The following is a 20,675-nucleotide window of genomic DNA, read 5'->3' as shown; positions in this document are numbered from 1 at the left end:
GGGTGATTATGGGCGGGTGAGCACCCCTCGCAAGCCCTCCGCCAACCGCCCGCACACCGACCCCGCCGCACCCCGCAACGGCGCCCGGTCCCGCGGCGCCGACGGCCGGTTCCACGCCGACCCGGCCGCCGCCACCCCGGCGGAGGCGCCCGCCGCGACCCCGGGCGACGCGCCCGCCGCGACCCCGGGGGAAACGCCCGCCGCGACCGGCACGGCCGACGCCGCCGGTACCGGCGGCGCGGCCGCCTCCGCCGGGCTGGAGGAGGTGCTGGACGCGGCGCCGCCCGCCGAGGTGCCGACGCCCGACCTCGTCGACGGGCCGCCCCCGCCGGAGCCGCTGCCGGAGGACCGCTTCCTCAACCGGGAGCTCTCCTGGCTCGACTTCAACGCCCGGGTGCTGGCGCTCGCCGAGGACCCGCGCACACCGCTGCTGGAGCGGGCCAAGTTCCTGGCGATCTTCGCCAGCAACCTCGACGAGTTCTACATGGTGCGGGTCGCGGGGCTCAAGCGCCGGCTCCAGGCCGGCCTGCCGGTACGCGGCGGCGACCGGATGCCGCTGCGTACCCAGTTGGAGCTGGTCGCCGGCAAGGCCGCGACGCTGGTGGCCCGGCACTCGGCCTGCTTCACCGACGACGTGCTGCCGAAGCTGGCCGCCGAGGACATCCGGATCCTGCGCTGGGCCGACCTGGACGACCCCGAACGGGAGCGGCTGCGCGCGTACTTCCGGGAGCAGATCTTCCCGGTGCTGACCCCGTTGGCGGTGGACCCGGCGCACCCCTTCCCGTACATCTCGGGGCGGTCGCTCAACCTCGCGGTGGCGGTCCGCGACCCCGACGGCGGCTCCGAGTTCTTCGCCCGGGTCAAGGTGCCGAACAACGTGCCCCGCTTCGTCCGGGTGCACCGTGACCTGCCGGGCCTGCGGATGCTGCCGGTGGAGGACCTGATCTCGGTGCACCTGGGGCAGCTCTTCTCCGGCATGCAGGTGGTCGAGTGCCACCTGTTCCGGGTCACCCGCAACGCCGAGGTGGAGGTCGACGAGGACCGCGACGAGGACCTGCTCCAGGCGCTGGAGCGGGAGCTGGCCCGGCGCCGGTTCGGCCCGCCCGTGCGGCTGGAGGTGGCCACCTCGGTCTCCGAGCACGTGCTGGAACTGCTCGTCCGCGAGCTGGACATGCACGACCAGGAGGTGCTGCGGGTGCCCGGCCTGCTCGACCTCTCCGCGCTCTGGCAGCTCTACAACGAGGCGGACCGGCCGGACCTGAAGGACCGGCCGTTCGTGCCGGCCACCCACCCCCGGCTCACCGAGGGCGAGGTGCCCCGCAGCGTCTTCGCGACCCTGCGCGACGGGGACATCCTGGTCCACCACCCGTACCACTCGTTCGCCACCAGCGTGCAGCGCTTCATCGAGCAGGCCGCCGCGGATCCGGACGTGCTTGCCATCAAGCAGACCCTCTACCGCACCAGCGGCGACTCCCCCATCGTGGACGCGCTCGTCGACGCGGCGGCCGCCGGCAAGCAGGTGGTGGTGCTCGTCGAGCTGAAGGCGCGCTTCGACGAGGTGGCCAACATCGGCTGGGCGCGCACGCTGGAGCGCGCCGGCTGTCACGTCGTCTACGGCCTGGTCGGGCTCAAGACACACTGCAAGACCGCCCTGGTCGTACGTCAGGAGGGCAACCAGATCCGCCGCTACTGCCACATCGGCACCGGCAACTACCACCCGAAGACCGCCCGGCTCTACGAGGACTTCGGCATGCTCACCGCCGACCCGGAGATCGGCGCCGACCTGACCGACCTGTTCAACGTGCTGACCGGCTACAGCCGGCAGACCGCGTACCGGCGGCTGCTGGTGGCGCCGCAGGGCATCCGCAGCGGGCTCATCGAGCGCATCGAACGGGAGATCGCGCACGTCCGGCTGGGCATGCCGGGGCTCGTGCAGATCAAGGTGAACTCGCTGGTCGACGAGGAGATCACCGACGCGCTCTACCGGGCCTCCCGCGCCGGCGTCCACGTCGACCTGGTGATCCGGGGCATGTGCACGCTGCGCCCGGGGGTGCCCGGCCTGTCGGAGAACATCCGGGTCCGCTCGATCCTGGGCCGGTTCCTGGAGCACTCCCGGATCTTCCGGTTCGGCAACGACGGCGACGCCGAGTTCTGGATGGGCTCGGCCGACCTGATGCACCGCAACCTGGACCGCCGGGTCGAGGCGCTGGTGCGGGTGAGCGACCCGGTCGCCCGCGCCGAGCTGGACCACGTGCTGACCGCCGCGATGAGCCCGGACGTGGACGCCTTCGAGCTGGCGCCGGACGGCACCTGGAGCCGGCGTACCGGCACGGCCGACGAGCCGCGGGTCCACCTCCAGGAGTTGTTGCTGCGTCGTGTCGGTGGCACGGCGGGCTGACCCGTACGCGCATAGGCTGACCAGATGCTGGATGAGCGGGACGCGGCCGGCCCCGGTCGGAGCTGGCCGACCGCGGGCGGCGACGCGGGGCCGCCGATCCGGGCGGCGGGCGGTGTCGTGTGGCGTCCCGCCGACGACCCCGGGCCGGCCGACGGGCGCGCGCGCGGCGGGGTGTTGGTCTGCCTGGTGCACCGGCCCCGCTACGGCGACTGGTCGCTGCCCAAGGGCAAGCTGGAACGCGGCGAGCATCCGCTGCTCGCCGCCGTCCGGGAGGTGGCCGAGGAGGCCGACGTCCGGGCGGTGCCGCAGGTGCGGCTGCCGACCGTGCGCTACCGCAGCGAGGGCCGCCCGAAGGTGGTCGACTACTGGTCGATGCGGGCGGCGGCCACCGGCGGCTTCCAGCCCGCCACCGAGGTCGATGACGTGCGTTGGCTGGGCGTCGACGAGGCGGTCCGGCTGGTCAGCTACCCGCACGACGCCGAGGTGCTGGCCGCGTTCGCGGCCCTGCCGACGGTCACCGGGACGGTGACGCTGGTCCGGCACGCCCACGCCGGCAAGCGGGCCACCTGGTCCGGCCCCGACACCGCCCGGCCGCTCGACGCGCAGGGCTGGGCGCAGGCCCACGCGCTCGCCCCGCTGGTGGCGCTGTCCCGCCCGGTACGCCTGCTGTCGGCGTCGGCCCGCCGCTGCGTACAGACCCTCGACCCGGCGGCGGCGCTGCTCGACCTGCCGATCGAGGTCGACGGCGACCTGGACGAGCCGCGCCCCGGCCAGCACCCCGACGAGTGCACGCTGGCCGCCGCCGCCCGCCTGGCCGCGCTGGCGGCCACCGGGGAGCCCGCCGGGGTGTGCAGCCAGGGCAAGGTGATCCCGGGCGCCTTGGCCCGCCTCAGCGGGCGGTCGGACGACCTCACCACGCCGAAGGGCGGTGGCTGGCTGCTCGCCTTCGCGGGCGACCGGCTGCTCGCCCTCGACCGCCTCTGACACGGATCAGGCGCCTCGACCGCCTCCGACGCGGATCAGGCCCACCCTCGACCGCCTCCGACGGGGACGACGCGGAGGCGGGTCACCCGGCCGGTCCGCCCCGGGACGGCACGGACGCGGGCGCGTGCGGGCGGGTCAGCCCCGGGGCAGGGTCAGGGTCACCGCGACCGGCAGGTGGTCGCTGGCCGTCCCGGGCGGGGCCGCCGCCTCGCCGGCCGTCAGGTCGGGAGTGACGAAGACGTGGTCGATCTGCTGGCGCGGGGCGTCGGCCGGGCTGGTCGGCAGGGGACGGGCGGCGGCCAGCGCATCGACCAGACCCGCCCGGGTGAACTCCGCGAACGCCGGGTCGCCCGGCTCGGTGTTCAGGTCGCCGGCGACCACCAGGGGCCGGCCGGCCGCGTACCGCACGGCGAAGTCGGCGACCGCCCGGGCCTGGACCACCGGATCCTCGCCGGGCGGCGGTTGCAGGTGGGTGGCGACCACCGCGAGGCGGACGTCCTCGCTGAAGTCGACCGTGATCCCGAGCGCCTGCGCCCCGGTGGGCGCGCCGACCGCCGGCAGCGGCCGGGTCCGCGCCGCGTCCAGGGGCCACCGGCTCAGCACGGCGTCGCCCCAGAGCGGATCGGCGGCCGGCGCGAAGACGTACGGCATGTCCAGCCGCTCGGCCAGCAGGTCGAGCGTGTCGTGCCCGCCGTTGAGCAGCCAGCCCCGGTCCACCTCGCTGAGTGCCACGACGTCGGCCCCCGCGGCGGCGCGCGCCAGCGCGTCCGGGTCGAAGCGGCCGTGGATGCCGAACCCCATCCGGACGTTGTACGCCACCACCCGCACCGTCTCCGGCGGCCCGTCCCGGTTGCTGGCGGACAGCAGCTCGTCGCTGGCCACCGCCGCCAGCAGCGTCAGTACGGCGGCCGAGGCGGCCGTCCACACCGGCGGCAGGGACGGGCGGAGCGGGCCCGGGGCCGGACGACCGGGCCCGCTACCCGCCCGGGCGCGGTCACGCGAAGGGGCGGGCCGGGTCGCCAGCGCGACGGCGGCGACCAGCACCGCCACCGCCACCGGCACCCCCGCGTTGGGGTGGCCGAGGTCGTACGCGGCGTAGTAGGCCACCGCCGCGACGGCGAAGACGAGCATCCCGGCGACGGCCGCGTACCCGCGCCGCCTGGCCGCCCGCGCCGGGTCCTGGCCGCCGTCCTGGACCGGGTCCTGCCCGCCGACGGCGGGACCCGGGGCGCCGGTGGCGTCGGTGCCGCCCCGGGTCCCGCCGTCGGCCGCGCCGGCCGACGCCAGGCACGCGCCGAGGCCGACGGCACTGAGCAGGACGGCCGGCAGCAGCAGTTCCCCGCGTTCGAGGGCGACGAGGACGGCCCCGGCGACCAGCGCCACCGGCCCGAGCCACCGCCAGGCCCCCTGCCGGGGCGACGCCAGCGCGGCGAGCAGGAAACCGCCGACCGCCACGGCGAGCGGGGCGACGCCGAACAGCGGCACCGTGGCCACCCCCACCGCGTCGGCGGGGTCCGAGCGCAGGAGCCCGAACTGGTACGACGTCGCCGTCCGGGCGACCGCCGGGGAGAGCGCCACCATGCCGGCGAGCAGCAGCGCCGGCCCGGCCAGCAGCCAGCTCCGTACGCCGCCCGGGCCGGCCGCCGACGCGGGCCGCGCCTGCCCGGCCAGGAAGAGGCCGGCGACCGCGACGGCGGCGAGCCACGCCGGCCAGTCCCCGAAGAACGCCGAGCGGTACGTGTCCAGCGCCGTGTGCAGCAGGGCGCCGACCGCCAGCCCGAGGGCCAGCCCGGGGACGGGGCGGTCGGTGGTGGCGGCGGCGCCGGCGAGCCAGACCAGCCCGGCGAGCAGCCCGGCCGTGGCGAGCCAGAGCTGGAGTGGCCCGCCCGGCTGGCCGTTGACGGCGAGGCGGGCCACGACCAGCAGCAGCGCGGCGGCGAGCGTGACGGGGCGGGCGCCGACCCGGCGGATCAGCGCGGGCGCGGCCAGGGCCAGCAGGAACCAGCCGAACGCGAAGGCCCCCAGCAGTTCGGCGGGGGTCGAGGCGGCCTGCCCGAAGATGGTGATGACCGCTGGCAGGAAGACGCGCAGGACGTCGACCAGGAGCACGACGCCGAGGGCGAGGGTGACGGTGGGGAAATGGCGGTAGCGCACCGGGGGCTGCCTTTCGCCGACCGGAAGGGGTGCGGCGATTCTGCGGGCGGGGCACGGTCCCGGTCAACGGTGCCGCAGTACGACGGTGCCGCCGAAGCCGTCGACGCGTCGGGGGCGGACACGACGAAGGGCGTCCACCGGCCGGTGGACGCCCTTGCCGTACCGCTGGGCTCAGCGCTTGGTCGCGGCCTTCTTGGCCGGGGCCTTCTTCGCGGCGGTCTTCTTGGCCGCCGCGCTCTTGCTCGCCGTCGTGGCGGTCTTCTTCGCCGCCGTGGCCTTCGTCGCCGCGGTGGTCTTCTTCGCCGGGGCGGCCTTGGTGGTCGCGGTCTTCTTCGCCGCGGTGGTCTTGGTCGCCTTCGCCGCGGGGGCCTTCTTGGCCGCCGTGGTCGCCTTGGCCCCGGTCGCCTTCGCGCCCGCCGCCTTGGTCCCGGTGGCCTTCGCCCCGGTCGCCTTGGCTCCGGTGGCCTTCGCCCCGGTGGCCTTGGCCCCCGTCGTCTTGGCCGCCGCCGTGCTCTTGGCGGCGGTCGTGGTCTTGGCGGCGGCCGCCGTGGTCTTCTTCGCCGCCGCCGTGGCCTTCGGCACCTTGCCGCTGGCCACCATCTCCTTGAACCCGGCGCCGGGACGGAAGGTCGGGACGGATGTCTTCTTGACCTTCACCGCCTCGCCGGTACGCGGGTTGCGCGCTGTTCGGGCACCCCGGACACGCTTTTCGAACGCTCCGAATCCGGTGATCGCCACCTTCTCGCCCTTGGTGACCGCCGCCTGGACCTCAGCGAGGACCGCGTCGAGCGCGGCCGTCGCCGTCTTCCGGTCCCCCAGGCGAACGGCGAGCGCCTCGATGAGCTCGGCCTTGTTCACGACTTCCTCCCGATTGTGCAACTGACTCGACGCGAGCCATTCTGCGCGCACCGTATGCCCTGTGCTGCCGGGACACAAACATTCGGTCGAAAAAAGCCCTTGTGTCGTAACGGATTCGCCCCCACCGGCGAGACCGGTGGGGGCGGAAACCGCTGTGGGATCGGGCGTACGGCTATGCGACCGAGGGCAGGAACGGCGGCCGGGCGGCCTCGAAGGCACTGATCTGCGCCTCGTGGCGGAGGGTGAGTCCAATGTCGTCCAAGCCCTCCAGCAACCGCCAGCGGCTGAAGTCGTCCATCGGGAACGACCAGGTGGCATCCCCGAGACGCACCTCGCGGGCGGTCAGGTCGACCGTCACCGGAGTGCTCGGGTCGGCCTCCACCCGGTCCCAGATCTCCTCGACCGTCTTCAATTCCAGCTCGACCGGGAGCAGCCCCTCCTTGAGGGCGTTGCCGCGGAAGATGTCGCCGAAGCGGGGCGAGATCACGGCGCGGAAGCCCCAGTCGCGCAGCGCCCAGACGGCGTGCTCCCGGGAGGAGCCCGTGCCGAACTCCGGACCGGCCACAAGAATCGACGCACCCGAATGGGCGTGATCGTTGAGGACGAATTCCGGGTCCTCGCGCCAGGCGCTGAACAAGCCGTCCGCGAAACCGGTCCGGGTCACCCGCTTGAGGTACACGGCGGGGATGATCTGATCGGTGTCCACGTTGGACCGCCGCAGCGGCACGGCGGTGCCCGTGTGGGTGGTGAACCTCTCCATCTGGGTGCCCTTCTACAGGTCGGCGGGAGCGGCCAGCCGGCCCGCCACGGCGGTGGCGGCGGCGACCGGCGGGGAGACCAGGTGGGTGCGTCCGCCCCGGCCCTGGCGGCCCTCGAAGTTGCGGTTGGAGGTGGAGGCGGAGCGCTGGCCCGGCGAGAGCGTGTCGGGGTTCATCCCCAGGCACATGGAGCAGCCGGCGAAGCGCCACTCGGCGCCTGCGTCGGTGAAGACCTTGTCCAGGCCCTCCGCCTCCGCCGCCTCGCGCACGGCGGCGGAACCGGGCACGACCAGCATGCGCACCCCGTCGGCGACCCGGCTGCCGCGCAGCACGTCGGCGGCGGCCCGCAGGTCCTCCAGCCGGCCGTTGGTGCAGGAGCCGACGAAGACCACGTCGACCGCGAGGTCCCGCAGCGGGGTGCCGGGGCGCAGGTCCATGTACTCCAGCGCGCGCCGGGCGGCCGTCCGCTCGGCCTCGGTGCCGAACTCCTCCGGCGTGGGCACCACCGCGCCCAGCGGCGCGCCCTGACCGGGGTTGGTGCCCCAGGTGACGAACGGGGTGACGGCGCCGGCGTCCAGGGTCACCTCGGCGTCGAAGGTCGCGCCCTCGTCCGTGGGCAGGGTCCGCCACCACTCGACCGCCGCGTCCCAGTCGGCGCCCTTCGGCGCGTTGGGCCGCCCCTTCAGGTACGCGAAGGTGGTCTCGTCCGGCGCGATCATGCCGGCCTTGGCGCCCCACTCGATGGACATGTTGGCGATCGTCATCCGCCCCTCCATGGACAGCGACCGGATCGCCTCGCCGCGGTACTCGACGATGTGCCCGCGCCCGCCGCCCGTGCCGACCTGGGCGATCAGCGCGAGGATCAGGTCCTTGGCGGTGACCCCCGGGGCGAGCCGCCCCGTCACGTTCACCGCCATCGTCTTCGGCCGGGCCTGCGGCAGCGTCTGGGTGGCCAGCACGTGCTCGACCTCACTCGTGCCGATGCCGAACGCGAGCGCGCCGAACGCGCCGTGGGTGGCCGTGTGCGAGTCGCCGCAGACGATGGTCATGCCGGGCTGGGTGACACCGAGTTGCGGGCCGATGACGTGCACGATGCCCTGGTTCTCGTCGCCCAGCGGGTGCAGCCGCACGCCGAACTCGGCGCAGTTGCGCCGCAGCGTCTCGATCTGCGTACGCGAGGTGGGGTCGGCGATGGTGAGCAGGTCGCCGCGCCGCTGCCGGAACGACGGGTCGGCGTACCCCGTCGGGGTGTTGTGGTCCTCCGTCGCGAGCGTGAGGTCGGTGCGGCGCACGCGGCGCCCGGCGAGGCGCAGCCCGTCGAAGGCCTGCGGGCTCGTCACCTCGTGCAGCAGGTGCAGGTCGATGAAGAGCAGATCGGGCTCGCCCTCGGCGGACCGTACGACGTGCGCGTCCCAGACCTTCTCGGCCAGGGTCCTCGGCTCGGTAGTAGTGACTCCCACCATCTGGACATCCTAAATTCTGGGAGGTAAGTTTCGGCTTGTGGGACACAGTATGAGCGGTGTCGGCGTTCTCGACAAGGCGGTGGTCATCCTGGCCGCCTGCGTCGACGGCGCCAGCCTGGCCGAACTCGTTGAACGCACCAAGCTGCCCCGGGCCACCGCGCACCGGCTGGCGCAGGCGCTGGAGATCCACCGGATGCTGGTCCGGGACACCCAGGGGCGCTGGCGTCCCGGCCCGCGCCTGGGTGAGCTCGCCAACGCGGCGCCGGACGTGCTCCTGACGGCGGCGGAGCCGCTGCTCGCGGCGCTGCGGGACGCGACGGGCGAAAGCGCCCAGCTCTACCTGCGCCGCGCCGACGAGCGCATCTGCGTGGCCGCCGCCGAGCGGGCCAGCGGCCTGCGCGACACCGTGCCGGTCGGCTCGGTGCTGCCGATGACGGCCGGCTCGGCGGCGCAGATCCTGCTCGCCTGGGAGCCGCCCGAGGCGGTGATGCCGCTGCTGCCCCGGTCGAAGTTCACCGGCCGCACCCTCGCCGAGGTACGCCGTCGCGGCTGGGCGCAGAGCGTCGCCGAACGCGAGGCCGGTGTGGCGAGCGTCTCGGCGCCGATCCGCGACCGCACCGGTCGGGTCATCGCCGCGATCAGCATCTCCGGCCCCATCGAGCGCCTCGGACGCCGCCCCGGCGAACGCCACGCGATGGCCGTGGTCCGAGCCGGCCAACGCCTCTCCGGCCTCTGAGCCCCCACCGCCCCGCCCTCCCATCGGCCCCGCGTCGGCCCCTGTCGGCCGCGTGTCGATCAAGAAGTTCGCGACCGGGTTCGACGCCGGATCGGACGCGAACTTCTTGGTCGACACGACCGACAGCGGCGTGGTCAGGCCGGGGGCGCAGCCCCGGGCGGGGTGGGCGGGGTGGAATGCCGAACGGCCCGTTCCACCGGAGTGGAACGGGCCGTTCGAGGTGTAGCCCCGACCGGATTCGAACCGGCGCTACCGCCTTGAGAGGGCGGCGTCCTGGGCCGCTAGACGACGGGGCCAAGACTTCACTGCTTCCACCACCCTTGCGAGCGGTGCCGCTGTAGTCTAGCGGCGTCCCCTCGGGAGACGGAAATCGGGGCGGCCGGGCCGGTCGGGAGCGGCGCGATCTCCCGCCCCGTCGCGCCACCCGGGGAGGCGCCGGCGCGGGAGATCGTGGAGGCGTGGGCGCGGGACATGCGAAACGGCCCGCCCCACCGGAGTGGAACGGGCCGTTCGAGATGTAGCCCCGACCGGATTCGAACCGGCGCTACCGCCTTGAGAGGGCGGCGTCCTGGGCCGCTAGACGACGGGGCCAGAACCTGCTCGCGGCACCACCCTGTCGGGCGGTGCCGCTGGACTCTATCAGAGAGAACCCCGATCCCCTGTCGGGAACCGGAGCCGTCTCCTACGAGATCCAGCGCCCGAGACTCTCGCGAACCTCGGCTGCGCTGGGGTACCAGGACTCGAACCTAGACTAACTGAACCAGAATCAGTCGGGCTGCCAATTACCCCATACCCCATTGGCCCCTTGCGGTGCCGGGATCAAACTTTACCCTCCCGGCGCCAGCGGGCCAAATCGAGCCCCCCCAAACCGCCCCTGAACTGCGGAAACAGGGCCTCGACGCGGATCAGGCGACGGGCACCACCGGGTTGGTCAGGTCCCCGATCCCCTCGATCCGCACGGTGACCGTATCCCCGTCCAGGAGCGGGCTAACCCCGGCGGGCGTGCCGGTGAGCACCACGTCGCCGGGGAGCAGCGTCATCACGTGCGAGACGTACGACACGAGCGCCGGCACGTCGAAGACCATGTCGCGGGTCCGGCCGATCTGGCGGACCTCCATCTCCTCCGGGTTGCGACCCACCTCACAGCGGATCTCCACGTCGCGGACGTCGAGCCCGGTGGTGATCCACGGCCCGATCGGGCAGAACGAGTCGAAGCCCTTGGCCCGGGTCCACTGGCCGTCGGAACGCTGGAGGTCCCGGGCGGTGACGTCGTTGGCGCAGGTGTAGCCGAAGATGGCCCGCTCCGCGGCGGCCCGGTCGGCCCGTCGGGCGCCCGGCGCGCCGATCACCACCGCCAGCTCGGCCTCGTGCTCGACCTGCTTCGAGAAGATCGGCAGCCGGATCGCGTCCCGGGGGCCGATCACGGAGGTGGACGGCTTGAGGAAGAGCAGCGGCTCCTTGGGCACCTCGCTGCCGTGCTCGGCGGCGTGCTCGGCGTAGTTGCGGCCGACGCAGACGACCTTGCTGGGCAGGATCGGCGAGAGCAGGCGGACGTCCGACAGCGCCCAACGGGCGCCGCTGAAGGTGATCTGGCCGAACGGGTGGCCCTCGATCTCGGCGACGGTCAGACCCTGCGGGCCCGCCTCCGGCTCGCCCTCGACGACCCCGAACGACATTCCCTTGGCATGAGCAAAACGAGCGATACGCACCAGGCCAATCTAGCCCCGGCGAACCGCGCCCCGGCCGAGGCCGCGACGAGGCGCGCGGACCGAGCACCGGCACACCCTGACGGCCCGGGCCACCGGCGCACCCGGAGGCCGGGAGCACCTGCCCCGGACGCCGGGCGGTGCACCATACGCCGCCGGCCGCCCGGCCGGGCCGAGTTCACGACTTCGTACCCGCCCGGCGTCGCCGCGCCCCTAGCGTCGGCTCCGGAGGTTCGTTCGTATGCCTGCATCGACACGACACCACAGGGCCCTCGCAGTGTTCGTACACTGCCTCGGCATTCTCGCCGCCGTGCCGGCACTGCCCGCGGCGGCCCCACCAGCGGCGGCCGCGCCACCACCACCGGTGGTCGCACCGACGCCGGAGCCGGCGATGCCGTCGGCGCCCCCGGCGGTGCCCACCCCGACCCGGGCCGCCCCGCCGGTGGCGAAACCGCCGGTCACGGTCGCGGTGGTGCCGGAGAACACGCCGGCGCCGCGCTACCGCATCCAGGTCCGCAACAGCGGCGGTACGCCGGTGGACACCACGGTCCGGCAGGAGCTGCCGCCCGGCGCCTCGGCGACCGCCATCACCGACGGGGGCCGGGCCACCCGCGGCGCCGGGCAGTCGGCCACCGAGGTGACCTGGCAGCTGAAGCTGCCCGCCCGCAGCACCACCACCCTGGGCACGGCGCTCACCACCGCCGCCCCGGCCCGGCCGCTGACCGCGCCGGCCTGCGCGTTCGCCCGCGACGGCAGCCGGCCGTACGACTGCGCGACCGCGACCTGGAGCGCGGCCGCGCCGGCCGCGGCGCCCGAGCGGACCGAGGCGCCGCCGTGGCGCCGGACGCCGGTGCTGCTGGCGGGGCTCGCCACGGTGGCGGTGCTCGCGGTGGGCGGGGCATGGACGTGGCGCCGACGCCGGCGCCCGGTCGCGGCGGCCCTGACCGACGAGGGGCCGGGGACGGTCTACCCGCGCCCGGCCGCACCGCGCCCGGAGCAGCTGCGCCGCAAGCCGTCCGTCTGGTTGATCGTCCCGGTGGCCGCCGTGGTGCTCGCGGGCACGCTGGGCACCGCCGCCTGGACGGCCACCCGCAAGGTCGCCTCCGTCGACCCCGACAGCCAGCCGACCAGCGGCGCGTGGGTCGGCCGTGGGATCAACGGGGTGGTGGGCGAGCCGCTGCGCGAGTCGGCGTTCGAGTTCACCGTGTACCGGGTGGCGTGCGAGCCCGGCACGGCGGCCCGGCAGTGCCAGGCCACGGTCGGGGTGCGCAACCTCACCCCCGAGCAGCAGAGCTGGCACGGCCGGTTGCAACGGGCGTACCTGCCCGACGGCAACTTCGTCAGCACCGACGAGCAGGCGACCCGGGCGGCCAACCAGGGCCGGGACGTCTTCGCCCAGCCGATGGCCGCCGGTAGCCGGGCGGTGCTGCCGCTGGTCTTCACCGTCGACGGGAAGGCGCCACCGCAGCAGTTGGAGCTGCGCAGCGGGGTGTTCTCCGCCGGGGTCCGGGTGGACGTGCCCTGACCGGGCGCGGGGCGGCGGTCGTACCCTGGGGTCCGTGACCGCCCCCCTCGCCCCGACCGCCGTGCTCGACGCGGCGCGCTGGCAGGCCCGGCGCCGGGCGCACGAGCGGGACGACAAGGGTCCGGACCGTTGACCAGCATCCCCGCCGCAAGCTGGCTTCCCCTCCTGGAAGCTCACGAGAAGCGCGCCGACTCCCTTACCGCAGGCCACCGCGCCCGCAAGGCCACGAGGGAACGCCACGCGATCGATGACTTCTTGTACGACTACTACGGCACCCGCCCCTCCGTGCTCCGACGGTGGCACCCCGGCGTGGGCGTCTCCTTGGAACCGGGACCGCACGGCTCTGCCCCGCACCGGCAGTGGCGTTGGTATGCCACGGACGCGGACGGGATCGTGAGCTTCGACGTCGCAGCGTTCCTCGCCGACCGGGCCGAGTCGGTGCGCTTCATCCATCGACTCTTGTCCGCCATCTCGTCACGACCAGCCTTCACTGGCTGCTTCGGCCTGCATGAGTGGGCGATGGTGTACCGCCAACGTGAGCATCGGCATCCACTCCCCTTGCGACTTGGGCAAGAGGGAACTGACGCGGTGGTCGAGTCTCACCAGATCCGCTGCACGCACTTCGACGCGTTCCGGTTCTTCACCCCTGACGCGGTTGGCCTCAACCGGCTCCAACCAACGAGGGAGAGCCAGGTAGAGCTTGACCAGCCGGGCTGCCTGCATGCCTCGATGGACTGCCACAAGTGGGCAACCAAGCTGGGCCCTGCGGTTCCGGGGGATCTGGCGCTCGACTGCTTCGAGTTGGCGAGGGACATCCGGCTGCTCGACATGCAGGCGTCCCCGTACGACTTCTCCTCCTACGGGGAACCGGCAGTAGCCATCGAGACTCCTGAGGGCAAGGCCGAGTACGTCGCGCGGCAGCGCGAGTTCGCGCAGCGTGCCGCGCCGCTGCGGGCGCGACTGGTCGCCGAGTGCGACCGGCTGCTGTCGACGACCGACGGGTGAGCGGGCCCACCCGGCTACCGTCTGCTTCATGAGCCGTGACTGGCTGCGCCGGATCTCGACGACGGCGGCACAGCCCTGCCTGCCAGAGAGCCGCCAGAAGTGCGATCAGCCCCACCGCTTCTGAGACACGCCTAGTCGCCGTCGACGCGGCGGTCGCGCTTGCGCTGCGACCGGCGCTTCTTCTCGGCCAGACGGCGCTCCTTCGCGCCGCGCGAGGGGCGGGTGGGCCGGCGGGGCGGGGGCGGCGGGGCGGCGGCCTCGCGCAGCAGCGCGGCGAGTCGTTCCCGGGCGGCCTCCCGGTTGGCCAGCTGCGCCCGGTGCTCGCTGGCGGTGACGGTCAGCACGCCGTCGACCAGCCGGCCGGCGAGGCGTTGCAGGGCGCGCGCCCGCAGCGGCTCGGGCACGCCGGGCGAGGCGGCCAGGTCGTAGCTCAGCTCCACCCGCGAGTCGGTGGTGTTGACGCCCTGCCCACCGGGCCCGGACGACCGGGAGAAGCGTTCCCGCAGCTCGGCGGCGGGCACGGTCCATCGGTCGGTCACCCGCAGTCCGTCGTCCACTCCCCGAGGCTAACGCCCCTGCCGCTCGCTCGGGGTGGCGGACGGGCCGGGGGTCCGCCCCGGTGCGGCGGGGTCGTCGTCCGGGCCGGCGGCGGCGTACGCGACCGCGCCCACCAGCAGCAGGGCGATGATCCCGATCTTCGTGGTGGCCACCTTGATCAGCAGCCACGCGGCGCGCCGGGCGCCGGGCACGGTCTTCCTCACTGTCTGGTAGTCGGCCCACCCGCGTCGTGCCCGGGCGTACGCCGACCCCACACCGGTTCCGATCAGCAGGCCCACCAGCAGGAGGGCCACGATTTCAGGACGCTCCACCCACGCCAGTATCCATACTCAGCGTAATATTTCCATTGGCCGATCATTCCGGGCCGGGTATCCGACAGTTTTCACATTCCCAGCCCGCCGGCGCGGCTCGTACGCAGCTCAGCCGCCCTTGCCGATGATCGTGTCGGCGGTCTGCTGCACCTGCTCGATGGGAATGGCGAAGCCGATGCCGATCGAGCCGTTGCCGTCGATCGTGGCGATGGCCGTGTTCACCCCGACCACCTCGCCGCGCGCGTTGACGAGCGGGCCGCCCGAGTTGCCTGGGTTGATCGAGGCGTCGGTCTGCACGGCGGTGTGCCGGTTGTCGCCGAGGCGCACCTGCCGGTCCAGGGCGCTGACGATCCCGGCGGTGACGGTGCCGGGCAGCCCCAGCGGCGAGCCGACCGCCAGCACCGGCTCCCCCACCCGCGTGGCGCCCGGCTTGGCCAGCGGCAGCGCCGCCAGGCCGGCCGACGGCGGCACCCGGAGCACGGCGAGGTCGCTGCGCGGCTCCCGCCCGACCACCTCGGCGGCGAACCGCCGCCCGTCGGGCAGCTCCACGGTCACCGAGCCGCCGCGCCCCTTGGCCAGGATGTGGTCGTTGGTGATGATGTGCTGCTGGTCGTCGACGGCGAAGCCGGAGCCGGTGGCCGAGGCGCCGCCCGCCCCGCCCACCAGCACCGACACCACGCCCGGCACGGTCTTGCCGGCCGCGGTCACCAGCTCCGCCGGGACGGGGGCCGCCGAGGCCGCCGCCGGGCCGGGTGCGGTGTCGCGTCCGGCCACGACGCCGCCGGCCACCGCCCCGGAGACGGTCGAGAGGGCCACCACCGCCAGCGCCGCCAGCGCCAGCCCCCCCGGGCGCCGTCGGGCCGGACCGCCGTCCGGTCCGGCCCCGTCCCACCGGGGCCGCCCGTGGAGATCCAGCTCCGGCGAGATGAACCAGGGGCCGCGCGGTTCGCCCAGCCCGGTCTGCACTGCCATGCGTACGCTCCTCACGTGTCCTTCTCGACGGTGGCCGTACGGGATCAGGGCAGCCGGGCGAACCAGCGCATCGAACCGGCCGCGGCGCCCATGGCGAACACCAGCCCGAGGCCGATGAACCGGGCCGAGACGTCCTGCCGTTCGGTGCGGTAGCCGACCGAGGTGCCGATGTCGTCGTAGACGGCGCGCAGCTCGTCGCTGGTGCTGGCCTCGTGGAACCCGCCCCCGGTCTCCTCGGCGACCGCGCGCAGGGTCTGCCCGTCAACGGGCACCTGGATCGGCCGGCCGCCCCGGTCCACGGTGCCGCTGGGGGTGCCGAACGAGATGGTGTGCACCGGCACCTTCATGTCGATCGCCTCGGACGCCGCCTCCATCGGGTCCATGCCGGAGGTGTTCGCCCCGTCGGAGAGCAGGATGATCCGGGCCGGCGGCGGGTCCTTCGCCGCCTGGCTGTCGAAGCCCTTCACGGCGCCGAGCGAGGTGCTGATGGCCTCCCCGATGGCGGTGCCCTGCACCCCGGTGGCCCCCTCGACCAGCCGCTCGATGCCCTCGTGCAGCCCCTCCCGGTCGGTGCTCGGCGGCACCAGCACCGCCGCGCTGCCGGCGAACGCGACCAGCCCGACGTTGAACTCGTCCGGCAGGCCGTCGACGAAGCGCCGGGCGGACTCCTTGGCGGCACTGAGCCGGTCCGGTTCCACGTCGCCGGCGAGCATCGAGGTGGAGACGTCGACGGCGACCATCACGGTGGCCCGTTCGCGGGGCACCCGCACCTCCGCCGTGGGTCGGGCGAAGCCCACCACCAGCAGCGCCAGCATGGCCAGGAAGAGCCCGGCCGGCACGTGCCGCCGCCAGGCGGGGCGGTGCGGCGCGACCCGGTCGAGCAGCCGCAGGTTGGTGAAGCGGACGGCGTACCGGCTGCGTCGGCGCTGCATCAGCAGGTAGCCCACGGCCAGGGCGAGCACCCCGAGCAGCAGCCAGAGCCGGACGGGCGACTGCCAGATCACGCCGCACCTCCCCGGGCCGCCCGGGCCGGGGCCGCCGCGAGCCGCCGCTGGGCGTGCACGTGCCGCACCATGTCGGCGCCCCAGTCCCGGTCGGTACGCAGCGGCAGGTGCGTGGCCCCGCTGCGGCGCAGCGCCTGGCGTACCTGCTCGCGCTGGGCGCTCGCCGCGGCGGCGTAGCGCTCGCGCAGCGCGCGGTCGCCGGTCCAGACCTCGCGCCGCCGCCCGGTCTCCGGGTCGACCAGGGTGACCAGGCCGACGTCGGGCAGCTCCAGCTCCCGGGGATCGGTCACCTCGACGGCGAGCACCTGGTGCCGCACGGCGAGGCGGCGCAGGGGCGCCTCCCAGGACGGTGCCCGCCCGGGGTCGTCGGGCAGTGCGTCGAGGAAGTCCGAGACCACCACGACGAGGCCACGGCGCAGCGCCACCCGGTGCACGGCGGCCAGCCCGTCGGCCAGGTCGCCGCCCGCAGGCGGCGGGTCGTCGCCGTCGTGCCCGCCGACGCGCGGGGCGGTCAGCAGGGCCCGGAGCAGCCCGAGCAGGTGGGTGCGCCCGCTGCGGGGCGGGAACCGGCGCAGCCCGTCCGGGCCGAGCACCTGCGCGCCGAGGCGGTTGCCCACGCCGGCGGTCAGGAAGCCGATCGCCGCCACGGCCGCCACGGCCAGCTCGCGCTTGTCCAGCTCGGCGGTGCCGTACTCCATGCTGGGGCTCGCGTCGACCAGCAGCCAGGTGGTCAGCTCCCGGTCGGCGTCGACCTCACGTACGTGCGGGACCGTGGTGCGGGCGGTCACCGCCCAGTCCATCCGGCGCACCTCGTCCTCACCGGGCCGGTACTCCCGGCTACCGGCGGTCTCGCTGCCCGGCCCGGGCAGCAGGCCACGGTAGCGGCCGTGCAGCAGCCCGTCGAGCCGGCGGGTGACGGTCAGTTCCAGCCGGCGCAGGCGCCGGTCGGAGGTGAGGTCGGCCAGTCCCGGTGCGGTCGGCACGCCGGTCGGCGCGCTCCCGCGCCACCTCATGCCGCCGCCAGGTCTGCCGCGTGTTCCGGGTGGCCGGCCGCGACGCGGGGCGGCGGTACGGCCTCCACGAGCCGCCGGACCACCGCCTCGGCGGCCACCCCGTCGGCGACCGCGTCGAAGGAGAGCACCAGCCGGTGGGCGAGCACGTCCGCCGCCAGTTCCCGCACGTCCTCGGGGAGCACGTACTCGCGGCCACGCAGCAGCGCCTGCGCCCGCGCGGCGCGGACCAGGCCGAGGGTGGCCCGGGGGCTGGCCCCGTACGCGAGCAGCGGGGCGATCTCGGGCAGACCGAACCGGCCGGGGTCACGGGTGGCGAAGATCAGCCGGACGACGTACTCGGCGATCGCGTGGTGCACGAAGACGTGGGCGGCGCGGGCCTGGAGTTCGCGCAGCCGCTGCGGGTCGAGCACCCGCCGGGGGACGGGCCGGTCGGCGCTCATCCGGTAGAGGATGGCGAGTTCGTCGGCGTCGCTCGGGTAGTCGACGACGATCTTCATCAGGAAGCGGTCGCGCTGCGCCTCCGGCAGCTGGTAGACCCCCTCCGACTCGATCGGGTTCTGGGTGGCCAGCACCAGGAACGGGTCCGGTACGGCGTAGCTGTGCCCGCCGATCGAGACCTGACGCTCGGCCATCGCCTCCAGCAGGGCGGACTGCACCTTGGCCGGGGCCCGGTTGATCTCGTCGGCGAGCACCAGGTTCGCCATGACCGGGCCCAGCTCGATGTCGAAGTCCTCGCGCGAGGCCCGGTAGATCCTGGTGCCGACGATGTCGGAGGGGACCAGGTCCGGGGTGAACTGGATCCGGGAGAAGGTGCCGCCCACCACGGTGGCCAGGGTCTGCGCGGCCAGCGTCTTGGCCACCCCGGGCACGCCCTCCAGCAGGCAGTGCCCGTTCGCGACGAGGGCGGTGAGCAGGCGCTCGACGAGCCGATCCTGCCCGACGATCACGCGTTTGACCTCGAAGAGCGTCTGTTCCAGGTCGGCCGGGGTCGCATCGGGATCGGCCGGGCTGGGCACGCTGGCCAGGGTGTCCGAGATGTCCGTCACGGTGCTTGCTTCCCGTGCCGACGGCCGGACAAACGTCGGATTATCAACCCCGGGCCGCCCCTTACCGGCCCGAACCAGGACAACCTTCCCGACCACCGTCGACGGACACGGCCACGCCCCAACCAGCGTCGATCATGCGGTGGTGGCGCCCCGCGCAGGGCACGATTCCCACCACCGCCTCGTGATCGACCTGCGAAGGGGCGGGACGACGCGGCGGCGCCGGCCCTCGCGCGTGGCGGGGGCCGGCGTCGTCAGCGGACGATCAGTTGGCGATGACCAGGTGGAACGGCCGGTCGGCGACGCTTCCCGACGAGTTGCGGGTCTGGACGAAGACCGCATTCGGCGTCTGGAGCCGAGGCGCGACGGAGATCTCGCCGCCCGGGGGAACGTTGTACGGGTCGGTGGTGCCGATGGTCGCCACGAACGTCTCCAGCGAGACGTTGTAGTTGAACAGCACCTGGTACTGACCGGGGCCGTACCGGGTGGCGGAGACCGCCTCGGGCGAGCCGCGGAGCAGGGTGCCGCCGCTGGAGACGACGGCGGAGGCGACGGTGCCCGGCGCGGTCGCCTGGGCGGACGGGCCCTGCGCCAGGGCGGCCTTGGCCTTGCGGGCCTCGGCGGGGGTCACGGCGGGCTGGCCGCCGGAGCCGGGCTGCCGGACGGCTGGCTGGGCGACCTCGGCGGGTGCCTTGGCCGCCGGCTGGGCGACGGCGATCCCGCCCCCGGCCAGGGTGAGCGCCAGCGCGGCGAACGCCACCGCCACCGCCTTGCGTCGGAAGAGTGTGGTCATGACAGGTCTCCCTTTTGTTGACCGTGCGGATTCGGCCTGTCCCACCGATCGAGGGACGGCTGATTTCCATTTCGTGGGCCCGGGGAAATGAGCGACAACCGCCTGGAGCCCGCACCTCAGGCCGCACCCTAGATGTTGTCGCCTCAACAATTTCCACCGGCTCTGAGCTGGCATTACTACTCAGAGTTTCGACGTCTCAACCCACTGGAAGGTAGCACCGCAAAAAGTGGGACGTCAATAGTTGATCACGCTCTGTTAATGGTTTCGTTCCGCCCCGGGAAATTGTGAAAAGCGAGCGCTCAGCCATTCACGAATGCGTCGGAGGCGGCGCGCCGCCGCGCCTGGTGTCGCCCCGTCCGGGGCCGTACCCGGGGGGCGCGGGCGCTACCCTCCAGTGGTGATCATCGAGGCCCCGCGGCGGGCACCGGGCGGCCGGGCGGCACGGCTGCGCACCGCGCTCTGCTGGGCCGCCGTCGCGCCCGGGGCCGCCTGGGCGGCCGTACGACTCGGCGGGCTCGACCGGGGACCGCTGGTGCAGCTGCTCGCCTTCACCCCGTACGCCGCCGCCGCGAGCGTGCTGCCGCTGCTGCTCGCGCTCGCCCTGCGGCGCCGCTGGCCCGCGGCGGTCGCGGCGCTGGCAACGGCGGCCCTGGTGGCCGTGGTGGTGCCCCGGGCCCTGCCGTCCGGGCAGCCCGCGGTGACCGGCCCGACGGTGCGGTTGTTGACCGCCAACCTGCTGGCCGGGGCCGGCGACGCGCGGGCGCTGGTCGACCTGGTCCGGCGGCACCGCGTCGACGTGCTCGCCGTGCAGGAGTTCACCCCGCAGGCCGGGGCGGAGCTGGACCGGCTCGGCCTGGACCGGCTGCTCCCCCACCGGCAGCTCGACCCACGGGTCGGCACCGTCGGCTCCGGGCTCTACGCGCGGTTCCCGATCGGCGAGGGCGGCGTCCGCCACAACCGGGGCGGCTGGGGCTTCGACCAGTCCCACGGCACGGTGGCGGTCCCCGGGGCGCCGGCGGTGCGGGTCGAGTCGGCGCACCCGTCGGCCCCGTACGCGCTGGACCAGGTCGGCCACTGGCGCGCCGACCTGGCGGCGCAGCCGCCCGCCACCCCGGACGGGCCGCTGCGGATCCTCGCCGGCGACTTCAACGCCACCCTCGACCACGCCCCGCTGCGCGCCCTGCTGGACACCGGCTACGTCGACGCCGCCGACCAGGCCGGCGCGGGCCTGGTCGGCACGTGGGGCCCGTACGACGGGGACCCGATCCCGCCGGTGGTGATCGACCACGTGCTGGTCGACCGGCGCATCGCCGTGCGGGCCGTCACGGTGCACCGGGTGCCGGGCAGCGACCACCGCGCCGTCCTGGCCGAGCTGCGCCTCCCGGCCGGCTGAC

19 protein-coding genes and 3 tRNA genes are annotated in these 20,675 nt (G+C 74.4%); 7 read left to right on the top strand and 15 right to left on the bottom strand.

What is annotated here, in order from left to right; translation table 11 throughout:
- Positions 1–16: 16 nt before the first annotated feature.
- Positions 17–2,398: an RNA degradosome polyphosphate kinase gene (locus AC5L34_RS11035; RefSeq protein WP_494824736.1), complete on the top strand. Its 2,382-nt coding sequence runs from the start codon at positions 17–19 to the stop codon at positions 2,396–2,398.
- A gap of 24 nt (positions 2,399–2,422) precedes the next feature.
- Complete coding sequence (locus AC5L34_RS11030) at positions 2,423–3,382, top strand: NUDIX hydrolase (RefSeq protein ID WP_494824734.1); 960 nt, start codon at positions 2,423–2,425, stop codon at positions 3,380–3,382.
- Between the two features lie 135 nt (positions 3,383–3,517).
- Here AC5L34_RS11030 and AC5L34_RS11025 read toward each other — a convergent pair whose 3' ends face one another.
- The 4 genes from AC5L34_RS11025 to leuC form a co-directional block, all read right to left on the bottom strand.
- On the bottom strand, positions 3,518–5,536 hold the full coding sequence (locus AC5L34_RS11025; RefSeq protein ID WP_494824732.1) for an endonuclease/exonuclease/phosphatase family protein: 2,019 nt from the start codon (positions 5,534–5,536) through the stop codon (positions 3,518–3,520).
- A 171-nt stretch (positions 5,537–5,707) separates the two neighbouring features.
- Positions 5,708–6,394 carry an HU family DNA-binding protein gene (locus AC5L34_RS11020; RefSeq protein ID WP_441175395.1) on the bottom strand — a complete coding sequence of 229 codons (687 nt, stop codon included), beginning with the start codon at positions 6,392–6,394 and terminating at the stop codon, positions 5,708–5,710.
- Between the two features lie 172 nt (positions 6,395–6,566).
- Complete coding sequence (leuD, locus tag AC5L34_RS11015) at positions 6,567–7,154, bottom strand: 3-isopropylmalate dehydratase small subunit (protein WP_441175396.1); 588 nt, start codon at positions 7,152–7,154, stop codon at positions 6,567–6,569.
- Between the two features lie 12 nt (positions 7,155–7,166).
- The gene (gene leuC / locus AC5L34_RS11010) at positions 7,167–8,615 is read right to left on the bottom strand and encodes a 3-isopropylmalate dehydratase large subunit (protein ID WP_441175397.1); all 1,449 of its coding nucleotides are present in this window, start codon (positions 8,613–8,615) and stop codon (positions 7,167–7,169) included.
- Between the two features lie 49 nt (positions 8,616–8,664).
- Between leuC and AC5L34_RS11005 the strand changes: the two genes are divergently transcribed.
- Together AC5L34_RS11005 and AC5L34_RS11000 are read left to right on the top strand one after the other, a co-directional pair.
- Entirely contained in the window at positions 8,665–9,351 is a 687-nt protein-coding gene (locus AC5L34_RS11005) for an IclR family transcriptional regulator (protein WP_013284529.1), read from the top strand.
- 52 nt (positions 9,352–9,403) lie between these two features.
- On the top strand, positions 9,404–9,577 hold the full coding sequence (locus tag AC5L34_RS11000; protein ID WP_441175398.1) for a hypothetical protein: 174 nt from the start codon (positions 9,404–9,406) through the stop codon (positions 9,575–9,577).
- On the opposite strand, the gene AC5L34_RS10995 is transcribed toward AC5L34_RS11000, so the two are convergent.
- The 4 genes from AC5L34_RS10995 to AC5L34_RS10980 all read right to left on the bottom strand — a co-directional run bounded on the left by AC5L34_RS10995 (position 9,575) and on the right by AC5L34_RS10980 (position 11,060).
- A tRNA-Glu gene (locus AC5L34_RS10995) sits at positions 9,575–9,647 on the bottom strand. The genes AC5L34_RS11000 and AC5L34_RS10995 overlap by 3 nt on opposite strands.
- 222 nt (positions 9,648–9,869) lie before the next feature.
- Positions 9,870–9,942 (bottom strand) — tRNA-Glu (locus tag AC5L34_RS10990).
- 134 nt (positions 9,943–10,076) lie between these two features.
- Positions 10,077–10,148, bottom strand: a tRNA-Gln gene (locus AC5L34_RS10985).
- 108 nt (positions 10,149–10,256) lie between these two features.
- A complete protein-coding gene (locus AC5L34_RS10980) occupies positions 10,257–11,060 on the bottom strand; it encodes a fumarylacetoacetate hydrolase family protein (RefSeq protein ID WP_441175399.1) in 804 nt (267 codons plus the stop codon).
- Positions 11,061–11,298: 238 nt separating this feature from the next.
- Between AC5L34_RS10980 and AC5L34_RS10975 the strand changes: the two genes are divergently transcribed.
- Together AC5L34_RS10975 and AC5L34_RS10970 are read left to right on the top strand one after the other, a co-directional pair.
- On the top strand, positions 11,299–12,582 hold the full coding sequence (locus tag AC5L34_RS10975) for a hypothetical protein (RefSeq protein ID WP_441175400.1): 1,284 nt from the start codon (positions 11,299–11,301) through the stop codon (positions 12,580–12,582).
- A 129-nt stretch (positions 12,583–12,711) separates the two neighbouring features.
- A complete protein-coding gene (locus tag AC5L34_RS10970; protein WP_441175401.1) occupies positions 12,712–13,587 on the top strand; it encodes a 3-methyladenine DNA glycosylase in 876 nt (291 codons plus the stop codon).
- 131 nt (positions 13,588–13,718) lie between these two features.
- On the opposite strand, the gene arfB is transcribed toward AC5L34_RS10970, so the two are convergent.
- From arfB to AC5L34_RS10935, 7 genes are all read right to left on the bottom strand, one after another.
- On the bottom strand, positions 13,719–14,144 hold the full coding sequence (arfB, locus tag AC5L34_RS10965; protein ID WP_089001601.1) for an alternative ribosome rescue aminoacyl-tRNA hydrolase ArfB: 426 nt from the start codon (positions 14,142–14,144) through the stop codon (positions 13,719–13,721).
- A 9-nt stretch (positions 14,145–14,153) separates the two neighbouring features.
- Entirely contained in the window at positions 14,154–14,456 is a 303-nt protein-coding gene (locus AC5L34_RS10960) for a hypothetical protein (protein ID WP_144082355.1), read from the bottom strand.
- A 108-nt stretch (positions 14,457–14,564) separates the two neighbouring features.
- Positions 14,565–15,428 carry a S1C family serine protease gene (locus tag AC5L34_RS10955; RefSeq protein ID WP_441175402.1) on the bottom strand — a complete coding sequence of 288 codons (864 nt, stop codon included), beginning with the start codon at positions 15,426–15,428 and terminating at the stop codon, positions 14,565–14,567.
- Positions 15,429–15,472: 44 nt separating this feature from the next.
- Positions 15,473–16,432, bottom strand: coding sequence for a VWA domain-containing protein (locus tag AC5L34_RS10950; protein WP_494824726.1), 960 nt, complete (start codon positions 16,430–16,432; stop codon positions 15,473–15,475).
- The gene (locus AC5L34_RS10945) at positions 16,429–17,415 is read right to left on the bottom strand and encodes a DUF58 domain-containing protein (RefSeq protein WP_494824998.1); all 987 of its coding nucleotides are present in this window, start codon (positions 17,413–17,415) and stop codon (positions 16,429–16,431) included. The genes AC5L34_RS10950 and AC5L34_RS10945 overlap by 4 nt, the downstream gene beginning before the upstream one ends.
- 26 nt (positions 17,416–17,441) lie before the next feature.
- Positions 17,442–18,491 (bottom strand): AAA family ATPase, encoded by a 1,050-nt coding sequence (locus AC5L34_RS10940; protein ID WP_441175404.1) that lies wholly within the window; start codon positions 18,489–18,491, stop codon positions 17,442–17,444.
- A 262-nt stretch (positions 18,492–18,753) separates the two neighbouring features.
- Positions 18,754–19,281 (bottom strand): hypothetical protein, encoded by a 528-nt coding sequence (locus AC5L34_RS10935; RefSeq protein WP_441175405.1) that lies wholly within the window; start codon positions 19,279–19,281, stop codon positions 18,754–18,756.
- A gap of 403 nt (positions 19,282–19,684) precedes the next feature.
- On the opposite strand from AC5L34_RS10935, the gene AC5L34_RS10930 reads away from it, so the two are divergent.
- Positions 19,685–20,674, top strand: coding sequence for an endonuclease/exonuclease/phosphatase family protein (locus AC5L34_RS10930; RefSeq protein WP_494824997.1), 990 nt, complete (start codon positions 19,685–19,687; stop codon positions 20,672–20,674).
- Position 20,675 lies beyond the last annotated feature (1 nt).

Source organism: Micromonospora sp. ZG13 (genome assembly GCF_059359355.1).
Note: the sequence above shows the minus strand (reverse complement) of the source record. Positions and strands in the feature narration are given on the sequence as shown.